This window comes from Hungatella sp. L36 (assembly GCF_014288035.1).
This window is the reverse complement of the sequence record NZ_JACOPC010000012.1, coordinates 148891-168093: the sequence shown is the minus strand read 5'-3', so window position 1 is coordinate 168093 and position 19203 is coordinate 148891. Positions and strand designations below refer to the sequence as shown.

Here is a 19203-nt window from a genome sequence, read left to right as displayed (position 1 = left end):
GGCGCTACCTCCTCTCCGGTGCATAAAAAACAAGAAGTTCCGTCCGGTCTTTTAAAAAGTCAAAATGCAGGTAGTAATCCCGGATCAAATAGTCGCTGTACCGTTTATCAATCGCGTAAAACTTTCGCTCCACGAAATCTACCATTGTTGTATCTGGGATTTCTTCTGCAATGCGATCGTTATAGATATCAAGCAACTGGCTAAGACAATTCTTGCAAAACAGTTTACCTGCCTTCTCTTCTTCCAGATTACTATTTTCCCCTGGCATAACGCTCCCTTTTCCAAATCGCCTTCTTTGATCCGTCGAAACAGCAACCGCACTCCCACCATCTCCTACCGTTATTAAATGATAACTGGAACCGTTTACTTCTTTTTCTGATTTTCCACCATCAGCATCGCTCAGAATAGGAATATCCACAATCTGGCCCGTATTCACGTTCATGAATCCTATAGAATCAAACTCACCGTAATATCCCATCAGCCCTCCATTTCCACATAGATAGCAGCTATTATCAGCTTCCCGCGAAACATCTGTGTTTGCCATTTTTCCAGAACAAGACGTTATAACCAACCAGCTAAGAACAACTACGCCTCCCACCATACCGGCATAGAATCGTCTTTTATGGCTCATATCCATAATCTATATTCTCCCCATAATCATCATCTAACTGTTCCATGGGTTCTGTATCCCGAATCGCCTTCTCTTCCTCATGCCTGTTCAAAAAATCTCCAGGCATACCATTGCTGTCTGGTATCTGCTCGGCTTCCGGCACGATTTTATTAAAGGCGTGTCGATACGCAGGATAGCATGTACATAACGTGGATATTAAATCAATCTCCGACGCAATACAGTCCTGGCATTCATGGAAGATTCCCTTTAACTCATAAAGAGGAATGGCGCATGAATCAGCGGAATAATACAGATAACCGTTTCGTTCTTCTCCATACTCATATGCCATAGGAGAGAGGAAATTCTCTGCAACTGTTTTTTCAACTGCAAATTCTATGGAATCATTTTCTGTCTGACCCTCCCGATTTACAAAGTATATCCCATTACGAACCTTACAGGCACTTTCTCCTTCTGATGGCGGTGGACATTCTCCAAAGTATTCAGGTAGGCTGATCCGTCCGTGATGTTTGATTTCTTCCATCTGTTCCACAAGCTGCGCTTCTAAGCGGCGGCTGAATTCCAATCTCTTTTGCAGTATTTCATAAAGAGGAATATCCATGGTATTATCTTTCCCATAGTAAAGATATTCTCCATCCTCATTTCCAGCTTCGACAGCCTTAGCCGATATCGTCTGTTCTGCCTTCTCTTTTCCAATTACAATTCCTTCCCCATGCTCTGCATAGATGTAATACACATTCAAGGCAATCTCGACACATGTATTGATATTGCCCCAAATAGATGCTCCCTGTGGCTGCTGCATACTTTTATACCTCCTGTTTTGATTCGATTTTACCATAATTATAAAGTTGTATCTACCACATGTGTAGATATCTTATATTTTATTCTCTCATCCCACATAATAATAGTGTGGAAAGTGAGGATCATAACATGAAATTAAACGATCATTTAAAGCAACTTCGTACCTCCAAAAATCTCAGTGTTTACAAACTGGCCCGTATGACCGATGTATCGGAAAATCACATTCGTTCCATTGAAAAAGGCAACTCTCAGCCATCTGTCTTAACATTAGAAAAGCTGCTGACTGCCCTCGGAACAAACCTTGCGGAATTCTTTAACGAAGAACAATCCGTTCTCTACCCCACTGAAATGGAGCAGGAACTGCTTCTGGCAGTTCGACGCTTAGATCCGGAACAGACCAAAGCGTTAATCCAGCTGGCAGCTTTGATGAATCGGGATGAGAAAAATCCGCTTTAACGCTCCAGCATCTGTCCCAGCCCCCAGGCCCCAAACAATTGATTGATCGCAAAAGGCCGCTCCGGTTTGTGGATTCGACCTTCGACTTCATCGAAAAACCTCCTTACTTTTAATGCTCAAATCCTTTATCCTGATTCTTCAAATACCACTCTTTTTGACCTTCTTTGGAAAGCTGGAGTGTTCCCGACCTTCGCCCTTCTGCAAACTCTTCTTTGGAATCCGTCACCCCTGCAAGTATCTCCAGACTCTCTAATACAATCTGTTCTGCATAAATCGCTTTCCGGTCCTGGATGTACTGCATTGTCCGCATTTCACCCTCCAGCCGGATCACCATGCGCACGCCGCTTAAAACTCGGTTTGCCAGTACCTTCCTGGCTTCTTTCTCATATCCTTCTGCTTTTTGAGCCAAGTATGTTGTATCTGTAGAATAGAAAGCAGCCTGGCCTTTCTTTGCTTCACAGTAGGCTTCCACCGCATCTCTCACCGGTTGACAATGGCGGATCATATCTTCTACTACCGCATCTACCTGCATTTTCGCCTCTGGTGAAAGCAATTGATAGGCAATCCTTCCATTTTCCGGCATGGCTCGCCGCAGCTTCAGCAAACGGCTTCCAAGATCATTTACTGCTTTTTCTGAAAACGCCAATTCACAGTCCAATTCCTTTTCCAGCGCTTTGCTGATCTTTTGATATCTGCCAGGCTTTAATCTGCGCAAATACCGTTCAAATTCGTCTACCATCTCATCGGTAATCTGTCTCATGGCGCGCAGGTTCTCATCTTTTTTCTGTCCATATAAGCGGATTTTATCGGCAAATGTGTCTTTTATCATCTGCCTGCGTATCGCCGCCGGAATCGCCGGCGGCACATATGGATTCTTCGCCCGAATCGAAGTGTCCCAGAATACCACATGAATATGAGGATGCGTTTTTTCTCCATGAACGGCGCAGGCCCATTGAAGGTGCTCCCTTTTCATCCTGTTTTTTTCTGCAATCGTCAGGATATGATTTTCAATATAGCGCTGCCAGCTTTTCTGATCGTATAGAAGAAGTTCTTTGGCCGTCTCCTCCGAAAAAGACACCACACTGCGGTACATGGTGATATTCTTTTTTGAATTGGCATAGACCAGCCTTGCAATCTCTTTCCAGTCTTTAAATTCCTGGATGGGCCCCGGCTGCATCTTCCCAAACAATCCGTGACACATACCTTCATTCTTCAGTACTCTGGGCCTGGTTGCAATGTAGCGGATATGAGCGTAATTTGCTTCTGGCGTATCTTTTCGGTTCGGGCTCCGGTGGCGTTGTTTGTAAATTAGTATGGAAATAATTCTTCTCCTTCTTTTACAACATTACCGCTTCAAATTCCATCTTACTCCTATCTTTCATGCTCCTCATTGGCGATAACTTCATCAGCATAAGACGCATATACATCCTCGCTCATGTTTCTCTCTTCCATACCAGAAAATCCTTGATCCATATGATCCCATGTTTCCTCTCTTTCGCTGACCTGGTAAAAACGCTCATTTTCTCTGTCATACGCATAGACCTGATCGGAAAGAATATCTCCTTCCGGCACGGACTCATCATTCACTGACCTTACCGTGGACTGTAGTTCCTCCACATTTATTTCTCCATCGTCTTTCATCAATAACACTTCGTGAATACTACTGGGTAAAATGAAGTAATTTCCCTGAAATTTATCTCCAATTGTTTTTAAGATATCCGGATAGAGAATTGTTGCAGCACCATTCACGATATTGCTATTGGTGAGATAATAAAAACGTTTTTCCTTCATTTCTTCCGGATATTGCTCAGGTACAGGTTCTGCCCTAAAAAGAAATTGACCAGCATCTGCTATGATAAACGGATATTTCTTCATATTTTGTTCCAACGCAGCCTGATACAACTGTTCCTCACGAATCCCCCAAATATCCAGCATTTTGTTTGTTACCTTTACGCTTTCAAATCCGTCCCTGTTACTTGCAACCTCAATCCGGTAAACAACTGCAAGATCTGTTTCCGGAATTTTTCTATGTGTGATTACTTGAAGCTGGCTCTGATTCCTTTCTGCATTAAGAATCTGAACAGAAAGCCGCTCCTTGATCCCTTCAAAAGAATTCAAGTTGATTGCTTCCATTTTGTTCAATTGCTTTTCCGATTTTCGCACCGTCGCCGCGATGTCTTTCATAATGGGTTCCATATCTCCCGTACCCATGTAAGCCACATATGCCTTATCCAAAAAGATATTGGTCGAGTATTCTCTATCCGGTTTACTAAGAACCAGAGCGTCCACTTCCTCAAATAATTTATTTTCGGTTTGCTCAATCTTCATGTCGATCTCTGGGTCCATTTCACCCAAATAGTCCTTGATATGACCCAATACATAACTCTTAAATTCTTCGTAATTCATATAGATCCCTCCTGGAATTCGTTTTTTCTGGTTATAATTTATCTGCCAAATGCATCAGAAAATCGGTATCATACAAAAAGCTGTTGATCTGGAAGTCTTTCTTCTGCATATAATCGACTCCCAGAACAACAGCTTCTGATACCATATGTTCCATTTCCTCCAGACTCCTCCGGTCTGCAAGATGAATCAATACCTTTACCAGCAGGAAAAACATGGCCGCATTGATTTTCCCTGTCTTCATTAACATTTTTGCCAGACGATCTGTACTGTGATCACTGATGGCTTTGATATCCTCCACATGATAGACCGCTGTGATCTCCTGCCGGATTATTCTGGCAATGAAGTCTACCTGTTCTTCATAACCATTTACCTTCAGTCCTTCTTCCACAAAGTTCCGGATTAATTCGGAAGTCGTCGTATGTTCCCTGGCAGCCAGCTTGTCCAGTGTTTTTAATGTTTCCGAGGGAAAATTCACAGAACGCTTTTGGGTTTTCTGATTCAATCTTCATCATCTCCTTCCGGAAAAAGATCAAACAGGCATAATTGATCCGAATCCATTCCCCGGCCTCCATTTACCCACCAATCGTAGAGTTCCTGTCCCGTTTTCCAGCCATGGCGGCTCGGCGGTTTGTTCTCCACACATTTCTGAAATGCATTGAGGTACATGCGTTTAAATTCCGGATTCTTCTCCAGTTCATACTTATTATCTACCATCGGACAGCCCACACAGCCAATTCTCTTGTGCCCTTCCTGATACAAAGGATTGGTAACAATCTGGTATCGGTCAATAAATTCCCACACCTCCGTTGTCGTCCAGTCAATGATCGGATTCACAATTACTTTTCCTTTCACCTGGCAGATTTCCATCAGTTTCCGTTTTGCATCGTTATCATTTTGCAGCTTAATCCGATCCTTCGTAGTCCGCTGGATCTCATAGGCCGCCCGATTCTGTTTTCTCCTGGCGCTTTCCTCCCATCGCACTCCGGTAATAATATACCGGTTGCAGTTCTGCGATTCTTTCGGCACATTACAACACCAGCGCCGGTGACGCAGCGGCGGCCCTTTTAGCGGAATCAATTCCCAAAAGGTGGTCCGCTTTCCTTTATAAGTGGGATAACTGACCGTATAGGAAATTCCCAACTTCTCCCACCGTTTTTTCTCCCTTCTCACGTAATATACGGTTTCCGGATAGTCCACTGTCGTATGGTTATGTACAATTTCAAATGGTACACCTGACAGATATGCCAGCTGCTTAATCACATTGGAATCTTTTCCTCCACTGTCACACACCACAAAACCTCTCGGGTCATTTAGTATTGCCCGATCAGCTAATACTCGGATTCTTTCAATCGCAACCTCTACTTTATCAACTTCACCAAACAATGTAATATCGTCGAGGATAAGACACCTCTTTCATTGCTCGCTGTCTCTTTTCTTGTCATTAAGTCTCGATATCCTTGAAGTTCCAACCATAACCCGCAATTTATACGGGAACCCCGTTGCAGGCTTTGCCTGCAAGCTGTTTTACCGGCGGGTGGAACCCGCCTATTCCTGCCTTAAGCCAAAATCAAAGATTTTGTTCCTAAGTTTTTGATGTCCCGCAAGCGGTCCATCATTCGCTGCGCTGCTTTCAAAAGCGGAAAAGAATATGGTCGGCGCCCTTACCTGTACTCCTCCTCTCCGAGCATTATTCCTAACGCTCATAACCGTTTTCCTCACTTTCGTATAGATTTACCATTGCTATCCCATCTTGAAACTGGTGATCTGCTGGTATGATTCCCTCCTGGTACAAAGAGACTGCCCTGTCTGCTCCAACAATAATATGATCAAATACCTTTATTGCCAATGCACCGAGCGCATCCCTCAATTGATTTGTAATAGCAATATCCTGCTCGCTTGCCTTCAATGAATTCCCCGGGTGGTTATGAGCCAAAACAACTCCTACTGCGTCTAGCTGAAGCACTCTTTTTAAGAGTTCACGGGTAAAAAAAGGTGACCGGTCCACGGTCCCTTCCGCAACTTTTTCGCAGGATATCACCCCACAACCGGAATCAAGATATGCACAAAGGATCATTTCCCGTTCCCTGTAATATGCCAGTTGCGAAATAAAATATTCTTTCGAACGCTCACTGCCACTTAGTATGATCCGTTCCTCCCACTCGATTTTCCTCAACGATTGATATGCATTTAAAAATTCTCTTAGCTGAACGATCTTTTTATACTGCGCTTCCGTCACCCCCGCCGCAATCGGGTGGTCAACGATATGCAATAAATCAAACTGCTTGGAATACTCCTCTATTTTCCTTTTACTGATTCCGGTGATCCGGCTGAATCCGTCCATGAAATGTTCCCGGCTGGTTCGGACTGTCTCCATGATACATCCCTTCCGTCATATGACTCCAACATGGCAATTGCCTCCAATTTTCTCTCAGTCTCTACTGACAGCCCCAGCACAGGATATTCCCTAAGCAAAGCAGTGAATGGATACTTCTCTAAAAAAGTCTCCATTTCTGTCTTTTCTTCTTCATCAACCTCTAGCAGTGAAATCAAGAGATCGGCCAGCAATATCTCCATATGCTTTTTCCCTATCTTTGTTTCCCCTGTTCCTCCCATCACCGTTCCATTTCCTCCCCCTTCTTTTCCTCCTGTTCCTGCTCTGGAAAATGGTAGTATTCCATCAGATCCTGGTTAAAATCCTTCAAGTGCGGTGTCTGAATCGCCGTCCAGTAACCCAGTTTCTCATATTTCTTTTTCATTTCTTCCGCTTTTACCTGACCATGATTATGCGGCGTCCCATCCGGCAGATGGCCCTCGCTGTCATTGTCATAGCAGAAAACAATCTCCTTAATCTCCGGGTGGTTTTTCAAAAAACGTTCCAATGCGCGATCCGAAAGGCAGCCCTCTGAGATACGGTAATCCTTCGTCCAATCAATCCCAAACCGCTTACACAATGTAGCGTGACTAATGGCATCAATCGGTGCTTCAAACTCGTATACCCGTTTGCTTCTGCCAGGCATAAGAAAACCATAAGTCTTATCAGAATTTTCAACATCCTGTCGGAATCCCCCATGGAGTTTCATTTCCCTCAGAGAACAATAACGGGGCGTATCCTCCTGATCGTAGCCCACGAATGCACAGTTAATATATTTCTTCCCATTGATCTCCTGTCTCACTTGAAAAATCCTGCCCTGATCCATCAACGCATAGACAATATCCTCATCCAGTTTCCGATCGCTTACCAGATATAATGCGGCCCGATTATTATTTCTATCACGGGGCGGCAGAACCATCTTCTTCGTTTTCTCTTTAACGGGTTCCGCAACCGTAAACGTGGAACCGTAAGCGCGGCTTCCCAGGACGCTCTCCATGGCTTCCACCTTGCTCAGTCCAAAGTATTCCATGGCAAATTCAACGATATTTCCATGTTTCCCCGTTGTGAACCAGTGAAATCCACGGCCATGCTTAAATAAATACAACCCACCGCTGTTCTTTACGTGGACCGTATTTGCATCACCCTTTTCAAGAATCAAACCATTTTCTACTGCAAAATCAATGATATTCGTATTGTAAATTTTTTCGACCTCTTCCTTTGTAAATGGCATCGGTTTCTGTTTAGTAACCATGTCAACCTCCTCATTGTTCCATACAATCCTCATAAAAACTCTCTGATTTACTTTCTAGCACTTCATCAACAGGAGTATCTTCGGGCCGCTTATCTTCTTCCATCTGAAATTCAAGTTCCAGAGCCAGATGAACCTGTTCTTTTAATAATTCTCTTAACTTTTCCTCATCTTTAAATGGTTTGGACAACTCCAGCTTTGCAGCCTTTAACTGTTTCTCCAAATCTTCCAGCTTCACTTCCATATCCAGTTTTAGCTCATCCAACCTTCCGATCGTATTCTCAATCCTTGTGATATTTCCCAAACTAGATGGACCTGCGGTAAAACCGTATATGCCTTTTCCAGTCAGTTCAACATTAATGATGCCGCTAATGCCACGAGTCAAAGAGATCGTAAATCCCGCGTAACTTCCAATCACCAAAGTGTCTCCCTCACTTTTTCCCAGTCTCCAAAACAGGAGTTCCAAATGATCACTGGCTTCACTCCTGCCTCTGTGGGCCTTATGTTCTAAAGTCATAGAAAAATCCACTCTCTTGTTTTTGTGGTAGCGTTCTACATCGACTCTGTATTTTTCAATCTGATCCCGACATTTCTCGATCCGGCTTGGATAACTGAAAATCACATCATTTTGAAGCTCCTGGTGATTGGCTTTCCAGGAGGCTTTCAGTGTCTGTAAGCGATAAATTTCATTATCTACTTCCATTTTATGTTTCATCCTGGGATCTGCAGCCAATGTCTTAAACTCTGCATATTGCAGTACCGTTTCATCGATATCCTCACAGCTTCTGGCCGCTGAGCGTCCCGTCATAATCTGGCTGATATACTTCTGCTTCTGCTCTAAAATCTGCCACAGATAAGCGTCAAACGTCTGCTCCGTAATATAGTTAAAAATGGAAATCTCCTCATTTTCATTTCCCTGCCTAAGAATACGGCCATTTCTCTGTGTCAAATCAGCCGGCCTCCAAGGCACATCGAGATGATGCAGCGCAATCAATTTATCCTGTACGTTCATGCCAGCTCCCATCTTTTCCGTACTTCCTATCAGGATCCGGATCTCCCCTGTCTTCACCTTTTCAAACAGCTCTGCCCTCTGTATATCCGTATTATAATCATGAATAAAGGCAATCTCCTCATCCTTTACACCCGCAGCCGTCATCTCCTCTTTTAGCGCCTGATAAAAGCTGTAGCTGCCATCCGGTTTCGGTGTCCCCTTATCGCAGAAGATCAGCTGTGTAGACTTTTTTTCTGCAGTTTCATGGTAAATAGACGCTACATTTTGGGCACATACGTTCAGTTTGGTATTCGGGTTGTAAGAAATACTAAAATCCAGGATCCTTGGATCAATGGCTAATAGCCGGGCCTCATTCGTCAGTTTCAAAAAGTTGTCTTCCGTACTGTCCACTCTCCCGTTTCGGATATCCTCTGCCCGCATGACGAGTTCCGCCATTTTTTCTTTCTGTTCCGGTGTAATCATGGTCTTTACTGCCTGAAATGCTCCGGTCCTCAGCTTTGGAACCGGTATCTCCGGAAGCATATCCGTTGTTTTGATATCGGCAACCAGAGTAAACATAGACATCAGTTCTGGAAGATTGTGAAAATGGGCAAACCGGCTCTTCATCTGGTACCCGGTACCCTCCGGTCGAAGCTCCAGGGAAGATTCCACAACACCAAACGTGCTTGCCCAGGAATCAAAGAGAAAAATACCTCTCGATCTTAATTCCGATGGCTGCAGCGCTTTCTGCATCACATACAACTCACTCATAGAATTTGTAACCGGCGTACCCGTTAAATAGATCAGTCCCTTCTCCCCAGTAATCTCATTGATATACTGACTTTTCATATACATATCCATGGCCCGCTGGCTGCTCTTTCCTCCTACACCGGCAACATTCCGCATTTTAGTAAAGCTGTAGTTGTTTTTATAAGTATGAGCTTCATCAATAATCAGGCAGTCCACGCCCAGCTGCTCAAAATTGATTGTATTGTCTTTTTTATCTTCATTAAATAAATAGTCATAGCGGAATTGCAGATTTTTCTGAAATGCACAGAGCTGTTTTAAGGTCCAGCTTTTCCCCAGCCTTCCTTTTTCGTCTGCAATTGCATCGCTGATCTCATTCAACTCTTCCTGAATCGCCGAAAGCTGTTTTTCCTTCGACAGATTGATTAATTCAAAGCTGCTGTGAGCCATGATAATCGCATCGTAATCTCCTGTCGCAATCCGGCTGACAAAGCGTCTCCGGTTCTTCCTCTCCAAATCCTTTTTCGTAGCAACCAAAAGGTTATCCTGAGGATAGAGTTTCATATAATCTGCGGCCCACTGCCCGACTAAGTAATTGGGTACGGCAATCAGCGGCTTATGGCAGACTCCCAGACGTTTTCGTTCATGCGCAATCACAACCGCGCTGAACGTTTTGCCTGCTCCTACTTCATGGGCTCCCAGAACATTCGTATTTCCATAAATCCCACGGGCAATTAAGTCTCTCTGATTTTTTCTCAAGTGGATGGCGCTGTTTAAATCAGGAAACATTAAGCCGTCTCCATTAAATTCTCTGGGCCGGATATTATTGAACCGATCGTTATAGAGCTTCGTAAGCGCATCTCCCCGTTCCGGTTCCTCAAACAGCCAGCTTTCAAATTCCTGCTTCATCTGTGCCTGCTTTTCCCTTGCCAGAAGGGTCTCTGCGCGGTTTAACACGTATTTCACTTTATCTTCCCCGGTGTAAGAGTCCACATATTCTACCCGGTCTTTCACCTCCACGGTCCTCAGATTTAAGGATATCTCCAGGATTTCATAAGCATTTTTCCTTGCGGTTCCATAAGTTGCGTTGACGCATACGGAATTCGGTTCCGCACTTTTTCGGGTGATGTGATACTCTCCGGTATAGGGAGCAAATTCAATTCCGATGCCAGAACTTCCGCCCTGCAGATAACTCGGCGTCTCAAACTTTTCGTACATAAATGCTTCATAGTACTCGGTCGGTATCCAGGTGGCTCCCAATGTAAAACTGATATCCTCCGGTGTCAGCGGCTGCGGCTGAACCTGTTGCAGTGCTTCCACATTGCGGTTAAATCGCTCCGGTTCTTCTTTTGCGTAGAAAACAGCTTCCTTCAGCTTATCTTTTACGTAACCGCTCAAATACTCTTCCGCTATGACCCAGCCTTTATAGGGTTTCCCATCATAGGCAGCCGGATCCTGATAAATTCTCGTCCCCAATTCTGCAATGATCTCATCCTTGCTGAAATTTTCATGATCAGGCGTGTGGTATAGATACTGTATATAATCCAAATCAATACGGCCTTTCATGTTAATGGATAACTGAAGCGCTTCTTCCGCACTATCTGCCCGTTTCGGAACCATTTTCGGTCTCACTGTTGCCTGATAGAATACAATAGCCTTTTGATACTCTCCTTTGATCTTTTTTCTGTCTTCGTCCTTTTTGGGGTCCTCAATGGAACGAAGCAGTGGACTGTCACTATCCTTTGCAAAAGCAGTTATATTGGCAAATGAGTTCACATACCCATATCTGGCAGTAAACCGGTCATATACCAGATTCAGTTCATTTAAATATCGTTTCAAACCGATGTCAAAGTCCGCAGGGTATCCGTCATCAATCCGTTCCTCTTCTGTCCTGGATTGGAAATTAATTAAGTTCCATAGTGCGTCCTTTATCTCCAGAAGCCCTTTTATCCGTTCTTCCTTCATTCCACCGATGGCCTGCAAATACATTCTGGAATCTTCCCGATAGTACAGCTTGTCTTCGATCAGGGCATAGCAGCCATTCTTCACCTCAGGTCTTGCCGGAAGCCAGTCTTTCACTTCCGAATCACCATCCACTGCAAGCTCTGTATCGGGCTCCCGATAAACTGCCTGCAGCTTCCCCACTGCATTGTTAAGCAGCTCTTCCAGAGGCTGATCTTCAAAAGGAAGGCAGCTTGTAGTAGCCTCATTCGCATACATACTCGCGTCAAATGCCATTGTTCCCAGTATCATTTCCGGATGATCGATGAAATAAGAATTGACAGGAACACCATTTTCATCTTCCTCGATAGAAAGCCAGTTAATCTCCCTTTTATCCGGAACAATCTCCTGTTCCCGTTTCTGTAAAAACAAAATATCCGTCGTCGCTGTCGTTCCTGCAACTTGATAAAATGCATTTTTCGGCAGACGGATCGCTCCAATCAACTCTGCACGCTGCGCGATGTAGCTTCGGATCGAAGAATTTTTCTTGTCCAGGGTAAACTTCGATGTAATAAATGCAATGATTCCACCAGGACGGACTAAATCCAGTGTCTTTGATAGCGATAGGTAATCCTTTGAAGTTATCTTCGGATTTTCCCCCGCTCCACACCGTGCGTGCGACTTTCACCGCACACGGCGTTCCACCGTTTATGATTCGGTATTAACTAAAGTAAACTTACAATTTTCGAGCAGTAAAGAAACTCATTTTAATATTAGATGGCTTGCATATTTGCCAGTTGGCGTAGCTTGTTCAGCTTTGCCTTTTGTTCGTAGGTGAGCTGTAGTTGTGAGAGGTAAGCCTTGATTGTTTCTTCTTTTGTTGCGTGTAGCAATCGGTGTATATCCTTGTGTAAAATAATCAAGTTTTCGTATCTGTCGTCTCCACCTTGACTGACAGGCTTTTTGTGGTGACAATGAATTTCGTGTAATTCCAGTATTTTCCCTGTAATTGCACATTTTCCGTACTGTGCCACATAGAGAGAAATTCGGTTATCCATATACTCAACACTTCGACCTACTTCCTTTGTTCTCATAAGGAGAAGCATTGTTCTGGTATCTATGCCAAGATTTTTATGAATTTCTCGTCTGCCCTCTGACGTGTATTTGCCTACCGATTTTTTCTTCCACATTGGATTTTTGTGCTTAACATAAGCAACGGGTATCAAAGGTTTGCCACTATAGAATCTGATTTGTTTGCTTTTTCCGTATTTCTTTTCAATGAACGAAAATCCTTTGTAATCTCCTTTTGCGGAAAGTGCCTTTCGCTTTAATTGGCTTAGTTTCACAACATCAACTTCTCGCCCCATATCTGCGAAATCCGAACTCACACAGGTTGCAATCTGAAAATAGTTATGCATACCCATAATCATAGAATTGTATTCGTTGATAAGAGTAGCTCGTTCCTCATCGTTTTTGGGATGTGCTATCTTTTTGATTTGACCTTTCAGTTTGTCCGTTTCTCGGCGCTTTGCTTTGTCGCATATATGCGATTTGACAACATAGGACGCCCCTTTTTTCATAAGAGTGAGCTTAAACCCAAGAAATTCCGAATAGCCTTTTTTCAGATTGACGATTTTAGACTTTTCTTCGCTGATTTCCAGCTTCAATCGCTCCTGAAGCCACGCCTTCGTTGCATGATATGCTCTGTCGGCATCTTTTCGGGTAGCGCAAAATATCTTAAAATCGTCAGCGTATCTTACCATGTGCATCTCTTTTAATCCCGATTTACGAAATGCGTCATAAGCTCGCCCTCTGTGGATTGCTCCTGTTTTCGTGATATGGTCACGAACATTATGGGCAGGTTGTTTCTCCCACTGGCTTATTATCCACCAGTCCAGTTCATTAAGAACAATGTTGGACAGTAGAGGCGATAGGATTCCGCCTTGCGGCGTTCCTTTCTGGGGGTAAATTGTGTCGCCGTTTGGCAAAACAATCGGAGCTTTTAGCATCTCCTTAATCACACATAGCAACTTTTTGTCCTGTATTCCTATGTTCCACATCTGCTTTATCAGCTTGCTGTGGTTGACATTATCGAAGAATCCTTTAATATCAATGTCCACAACAAAGTGCAGATGGGATTTTTGCATAAACGCATATGCTTGTGCAATAGCGTGCTCTGCTGACCTGTTCGGTCGAAACCCATTGCTTCTGTCGCTGAATTTAGCTTCACAGATAGGTTCAAGGATTTGCAAAATACATTGTTGGACTATCCTATCCCATATCGCAGGGATACCGAGCGGTCTTAACTTTCCGTTCGGTTTTGGAATTTCAACTCTTCTTACTGCTTTGGGTTTATACCATTGGAGTTTCTTTCTCACAATTTCAACAAACTTTGTTTCGGGAATCTTTTCAATATCCTTAATCGTTAGCCTGTCTATTCCGCTTGTATTGCTTCCAGAATTGCGTTTTATGTTTCGATAAGCAAGGCGAATGTTTTCTTCGCTCTCAATGAGTGGCATGAGATTATTGAAAATCTTCCCACGCCCGCTATCTGCGTACAATGTGTCAAGCGTATTTTGCAAGTCATAATACTCCAAATGGCGTATTTTTGAGTTCTTTTTCTGCTTCGTAGTTGTCACAGGCATCTCCTCCTTTCGGATTTGATTTTCTTTGTCATACTCGAAGCTGTGAATGTTTACTTTGTTATTATTTGAAAATCATAGACGGCTAATGGCTGTTCCTCCGTTCCCATTACAGGAACATCAACGGTCGTGCCATCGCTCTCACAGAAAACTCACGCAGTTATGATTTCCTGCGTTAACTAACCTTTGGTTAGCTTTTCTGCTTTCCTCGTTCCAACAATTCTATCTATACATATACCCGTAGGTGTCCTCTCTGAACCTGTATGCTTGATCCCGCCTGTAACGGCATAGGGTATTTCATATCTTCGATTTTTACTTTACCCCACATACTATCCCTCTGGATAACTGCACATTTCTATACAGCCTACTTATAGACCCTTACATTCGAGGATTCGTCAGACTTTTTACAGTCATTCTCACCATAGATATTTTGTAGACCTCCGGCATATAGGCTACACCATCCACCTCTGGATAGCTTTCGTTACAGTTGTTTTCACAACTGTAAGACGGTAACTCTCTGCCGACTTCACCGAGCTTCTGAACATCTGCCTTTTGAGCAGAGCCAGTCGGAGTATCAAGGTTGGCGTTTCTGGGCGTTACCCCATCATTCCACCAATCGAATTGTTAGTTTGCAAATATACTGTTTCACCTCGCTTTCCAATTTACACCTAAGCTTTTCACTTAGGAACGAGTCGCACCGATAAAATAGTCATGGATTCGGAATCCATATCGGTCATACCGGCGGTCACTGATCTTAATAGAGTTAAATGGAATATTCCCCACCGCCACATCAAAGAAGTTATTAGAAAATTCTATATCCTCATATCCCTTTATCTCGATATAGGCGTTGGGATATAATTCCTTTGCAATGCTTCCCGACAGCCGGTCAATCTCTACCCCATAAAGAGCCGATTTTTTCATGCTGTCTGGAAGAACCGAGTAGAAATTTCCGGTTCCCATAGCGGGATCTAAAATATTTCCTTTTTGGAATCCAAACCGTTCTAAAGCTGCATAAATATGTTTAATAATCTGCTGTTCGGTATAATAAGCTGTCAGAGAAGATTCTGCAGCACTCCGCATTTCGTCCTCATCGAGAAGGTTCTGCAGGGTATCGTATTCCTTTTCCCAGCCGCGTTTTTCTGGTGTCAGTGCGTTGGCAAGCCCTCCCCAGCCTACGTATTTAGCAAGGGTAAGCTGCTCTTCCGGCGTTGCATGGCGGCCTTCCTGTTTTAGTGTTTTTAACAGGCGAATCGCCTCGATATTGTTTCGGCATTTTTCTTTCGGACCGCCATCGTATAAATGGTGATTTTCGGAATAGACGTAGTTATATCTGACTGCAGGCGGTTCTTCTGTGACTGATTCTTCTTTGGTTGATTCCTCTTTGGTCGATTCTTCTTTGGTTGATTCTTCTTCGTCTGTTTTTTCTATTGTCGATTTATCTTTATTTGATTCTTCTGTAGTCTGTTCCTCAGTGACTTGTTTTTCTGTAACTGATTCTTCTCTACTTGATTTTTCATCTTTTCCCTTAGATGCTGGTGGTTCTTTGATGACTGGTATTTCTATCGCGGTTTTATCTGGAATCACTATTCTCGTTTCTTCAGGAAGTTCCCCCAGAATACCGCCCACGTCATCGGTATTCTCATCAACTAATCCGAATTTGAAAAGGCTAATCTGGGAATCGCTATCTTTCTCAAAATCTCTTCTATCTCTTACACTTCGCTCTGCAAGATCTGCTACTGGATACAAAATCGTATCCGTCAAAATCTCCCTATAATACTGCCGGTTCTCTCCATCGTTGTATCTTCGTGGTACAAAAAAAGCACGCCCCGATGAACCTTTCTCTCCATCAGACCGTGCTGTTTCTCTGTCTTCTATTCTGTTTATCTCATCTGGCAGACTACTTCCCGAATAATCACTTCTTCCGCTGTCATCATTAAAAGATTCATGTGTGCCGCCCGGTTCATCATGGTTCCATTCACCGGCATCGGCTGATTCTCCAATAATTTCTGTATCAGCTGTTCTTTCCGCTCCTCCGCTTCCTCGTCTACTTTCGTTATCATCCGGTTGATTTCTCCCCTCAGGATTAACTCGGTCATCCGTTCCGGATGGCATTCCATCATGAACTCCTTCCAGATTTTCCCGTATTTTCCGGTCGGTATCTGGTCGTACTGTTTCTCCTTTGAAATGTTCAGGTTCGGATACAGCATTCCATCTTCCCTCTCGGTGTATTCCAGAGGCATTAAGGCTTCTCTGCTCATATAAGCGGCTCCTTTCTTCCTTGATATTCTCTATTTCCTGATAAATCTGCCTCAAAACCGTTCGCGCAGCTGCTGTCGAACAGGCACCCAGCTGCATAAATAATTCCAGGCTTCCATAATGGCTGATATGGTTAAAAGCATCTTCACTTATGATATCCGTGGAAAGACCACATTTCTTTAATACGATATAGACAGCGCTGTTTTGAACGTATGTGGCAAATTCATCTTTCACAGCCTCCAGTGGCGCTCCATATAAGATTGATTCCGGTTCCCGCACCGCAAAGCCTTCCATATAAAGGTTCAATATTTTTTCTGTTTGCTGCATAACCATCTGAACCAGTGCTTCTTCAATACTCTTTCCGGCAGTTCCATATTTCTCTTGAAAACGCATCAGCAGATCAGATTTATACTGATTTTCTACTTTCCAGATCAGTTCCATCGTCTTCTGAAGGCTCTCCAAGTCTCCATGCGTATCGGCAAAATCGAAATAATACGTTAATCTTGCTTTCGGATCGCTCATATCCAGCACGGCAATCGCTTTTGAGTGTTTATTGACATAGCGGCCGGTTCTGATATTCCAGTCCCTCATTGTGGCAATCAGCCCGGCCTCCGGTCTCTGCATATACACCAGCACATTTTTATCGAAAGACAGCTTATAAAATTTAGCTGCGCTTGCCAGAAGTCCGATCCATTCCTGCGGGTTCTGGGTCAGCATTTTGACAGCGTTTTGATAAAGTTCACATAAATCAGTTGCTCTTGACAACGGTCTGCTCCTTCATCTCGTCTTTGGAAAAATATAATTCCAAAGCCTTTTCAATGGTCTCTTCAATCTCCTTCTTACTTTGAACGGGTGTAAAATAGCGTGAAATAACAGTCGGCTTTAATCGAAAAGTTTTATGCTTTGCTATTTCTAATATTTCACTTTTCTGCCCTGACAAAATCTCTGCTATCGTTTTCTCCGTGAGATTGCCTTCTTTCGCATAAGAATGGAACAGTGCAGCTTTTGTTGTATCCAGACGATATCCACCTTGTAAGTATTCTTCCAGTATTTCCTGATACGCTGTGTTTTCGATAAAAGAAAGATCATAGGCCGCGAGAAACGTGATCTCTCCCTGGTCAAACCGTTCTAATAAAGGTGGAATCAATCCAGCGATCCGGACATATTTGGCAACCTTATCCCGGTTTAATCCATACTTTTCTCCCAGCTTTTCATCGGTCCGAAACCTCGTCACAGTTTTTGACACAGTTGATGCTTCGTTCTCTGGCGTTTCACCATTCTGCGACCTCGTCACAGATTCTGACACGGTTGAAGCACCTGCGTTATCATCAGAATTTAGTAACTCATCTAATTCATTTAACAGGTCTGTACGTTTCCCCTGACTTTTTAAAGCATCATAATGCTGCTTCAAACAAAACGCGCGCTCAGACTCGCTTAAATCAGAGAAAGAACGCTGTCTTAAATTCGTCTCCGCCATAATCAAAACAGCCTCTTCATGCGACAGGTTCTCCTTTATCACCACAGGTGCTTTCTTTAAACCTGCCAGGATTCCCGCATTCCGCCTGTTATAACCGCTGAGGAGAATATATTCCTCCCTCCTATGCCACAAAATCAACGGCTGCAAAATACCATAATTTCTTATGCTGTCCACCATATCTTCCAGGCGTTTTCCTGTATAGAGTTTAAATCGGTGATCGGAAAATGGCTTCATCTGATCAAACTCCATCTCTAGTTGTTCTTTTGAAGCAGCAGAAAATTGGTTCCTTTCCGTTAATACTTCCGACACTCCTGGTTTCTCTGGTTCCCCCTTTATCGGGAAATCCAAAACATTATCTGCACTTTCCAGACTGATTGACAAAAGCGAACTCTTTGTAGGAATTTTCGGAATTCTAGTTGCCACTGTCGATCACCTCCTGCGCAAATCTCTCATATGCCACGGCTGCCGGGTTCGCCGGTTCCAGTTCGCAGATTGTCATTCCAGCATCCACGGAATCTGCAACCCTGACAGAACGCGGTATGGTATTAGAAAAAATATGTACCTTTTCTCCCAACGAGTTCTCCACCTGACTTTTCACTCGCTTGGAGACCCTGGTCCTCTGATTGTCCATCGTAAAAAGGATTCCTTCTATTTTCAAGTTCTTATTGCATCGGCTCTGTATCTTATGGTAAGCCCGTAGAAACGCGCTCATTCCCTCTGCCGCCAGCGTCTCAGATTGCAGCGGAATAATAAGACTGTCCGCACAGATCATAACATTAATCATTGGAATTCCCATCTTTGGCATACAATCAATGATAATATAGTCATAGCTGTCTCGAATGGTATCCACGAACTCTTTTAGTTTGTACTCACAGAACGTAGCATCACTCATCAGCTTTTCAAAGTTATCGAGTTTCTCATTGGCAGGTATTAGGTGAACACCGTTTTCTGTCTGAATGACATACTCGCCTGCCTCCGGCAATGGCTCATCCATTACCAGCCTTTTCAGAAGATCATAGATAGTAAATGGTAACTGCTCCGGGCACAGCACTCCGGAAAGAAGTGTACTGTGCCTCTGGCCGTCAAAATCAATTAATGCAACCTTGTACCCCCTTTTCGTTAGCAAGTACGAAAGAGTGGTGGCGGTAGTGGTTTTACCCACTCCGCCTTTCTTATTTACGATACCGATTACCTTTCCCATTTTTGTAATTCCTTTCTTGCTGCTTCAAAGTTTGGAT

15 protein-coding genes are annotated in these 19203 nt (G+C 43.6%); 1 reads left to right on the top strand and 14 read right to left on the bottom strand.

The window, feature by feature from the left end; translation table 11 throughout:
- Positions 1-4: 4 nt before the first annotated feature.
- Both H8S80_RS24130 and H8S80_RS24125 read right to left on the bottom strand, forming a co-directional pair.
- Positions 5-637, bottom strand: coding sequence for a hypothetical protein (locus H8S80_RS24130; protein WP_006771466.1), 633 nt, complete (start codon positions 635-637; stop codon positions 5-7).
- Positions 621-1430: a hypothetical protein gene (locus H8S80_RS24125; RefSeq protein ID WP_025531006.1), complete on the bottom strand. Its 810-nt coding sequence runs from the start codon at positions 1428-1430 to the stop codon at positions 621-623. The genes H8S80_RS24130 and H8S80_RS24125 overlap by 17 nt, the downstream gene beginning before the upstream one ends.
- A gap of 128 nt (positions 1431-1558) precedes the next feature.
- Here H8S80_RS24125 and H8S80_RS24120 point away from each other — a divergent pair, with 128 nt between their 5' ends.
- Positions 1559-1885, top strand: coding sequence for a helix-turn-helix domain-containing protein (locus tag H8S80_RS24120; protein ID WP_025531005.1), 327 nt, complete (start codon positions 1559-1561; stop codon positions 1883-1885).
- A gap of 109 nt (positions 1886-1994) precedes the next feature.
- Here the strand turns inward: H8S80_RS24120 and mobP3 are convergent, their stop codons facing one another.
- The 12 genes from mobP3 to H8S80_RS24055 form a co-directional block, all read right to left on the bottom strand.
- The gene (mobP3, locus tag H8S80_RS24115) at positions 1995-3194 is read right to left on the bottom strand and encodes a MobP3 family relaxase (RefSeq protein ID WP_278321480.1); all 1200 of its coding nucleotides are present in this window, start codon (positions 3192-3194) and stop codon (positions 1995-1997) included.
- A 62-nt stretch (positions 3195-3256) separates the two neighbouring features.
- Positions 3257-4291 (bottom strand): DUF5688 family protein, encoded by a 1035-nt coding sequence (locus H8S80_RS24110; protein WP_006771470.1) that lies wholly within the window; start codon positions 4289-4291, stop codon positions 3257-3259.
- Between the two features lie 31 nt (positions 4292-4322).
- Positions 4323-4793 (bottom strand): ribbon-helix-helix domain-containing protein, encoded by a 471-nt coding sequence (locus tag H8S80_RS24105; protein WP_006771471.1) that lies wholly within the window; start codon positions 4791-4793, stop codon positions 4323-4325.
- Positions 4790-5581, bottom strand: coding sequence for a phosphoadenosine phosphosulfate reductase family protein (locus tag H8S80_RS24100; protein WP_167594004.1), 792 nt, complete (start codon positions 5579-5581; stop codon positions 4790-4792). Before H8S80_RS24100 ends, H8S80_RS24105 begins: the two co-directional genes overlap by 4 nt.
- A gap of 403 nt (positions 5582-5984) precedes the next feature.
- Positions 5985-6632: a JAB domain-containing protein gene (locus tag H8S80_RS24095; RefSeq protein WP_006771474.1), complete on the bottom strand. Its 648-nt coding sequence runs from the start codon at positions 6630-6632 to the stop codon at positions 5985-5987.
- Positions 6587-6907 (bottom strand): hypothetical protein, encoded by a 321-nt coding sequence (locus H8S80_RS24090; protein WP_147335879.1) that lies wholly within the window; start codon positions 6905-6907, stop codon positions 6587-6589. Before H8S80_RS24090 ends, H8S80_RS24095 begins: the two co-directional genes overlap by 46 nt.
- Complete coding sequence (locus H8S80_RS24085; RefSeq protein WP_029467356.1) at positions 6904-7914, bottom strand: DUF3991 domain-containing protein; 1011 nt, start codon at positions 7912-7914, stop codon at positions 6904-6906. The genes H8S80_RS24090 and H8S80_RS24085 overlap by 4 nt, the downstream gene beginning before the upstream one ends.
- A 10-nt stretch (positions 7915-7924) precedes the next feature.
- Positions 7925-12094, bottom strand: a complete 4170-nt coding sequence (locus H8S80_RS24080; protein WP_006771477.1) for a helicase-like domain-containing protein — start codon at positions 12092-12094, stop codon at positions 7925-7927.
- Positions 12095-12363: 269 nt separating this feature from the next.
- Complete coding sequence (ltrA, locus tag H8S80_RS24075) at positions 12364-14235, bottom strand: group II intron reverse transcriptase/maturase (protein WP_117502192.1); 1872 nt, start codon at positions 14233-14235, stop codon at positions 12364-12366.
- Positions 14236-14913: 678 nt separating this feature from the next.
- Positions 14914-17253, bottom strand: coding sequence for a class I SAM-dependent methyltransferase (locus tag H8S80_RS34405; protein ID WP_039890683.1), 2340 nt, complete (start codon positions 17251-17253; stop codon positions 14914-14916).
- Positions 17237-18388 carry a ParB N-terminal domain-containing protein gene (locus tag H8S80_RS24060; RefSeq protein WP_006771480.1) on the bottom strand — a complete coding sequence of 384 codons (1152 nt, stop codon included), beginning with the start codon at positions 18386-18388 and terminating at the stop codon, positions 17237-17239. Before H8S80_RS24060 ends, H8S80_RS34405 begins: the two co-directional genes overlap by 17 nt.
- Complete coding sequence (locus H8S80_RS24055; RefSeq protein ID WP_006771481.1) at positions 18378-19166, bottom strand: ParA family protein; 789 nt, start codon at positions 19164-19166, stop codon at positions 18378-18380. Before H8S80_RS24055 ends, H8S80_RS24060 begins: the two co-directional genes overlap by 11 nt.
- Between the last annotated feature and the right edge of the window lie 37 nt (positions 19167-19203).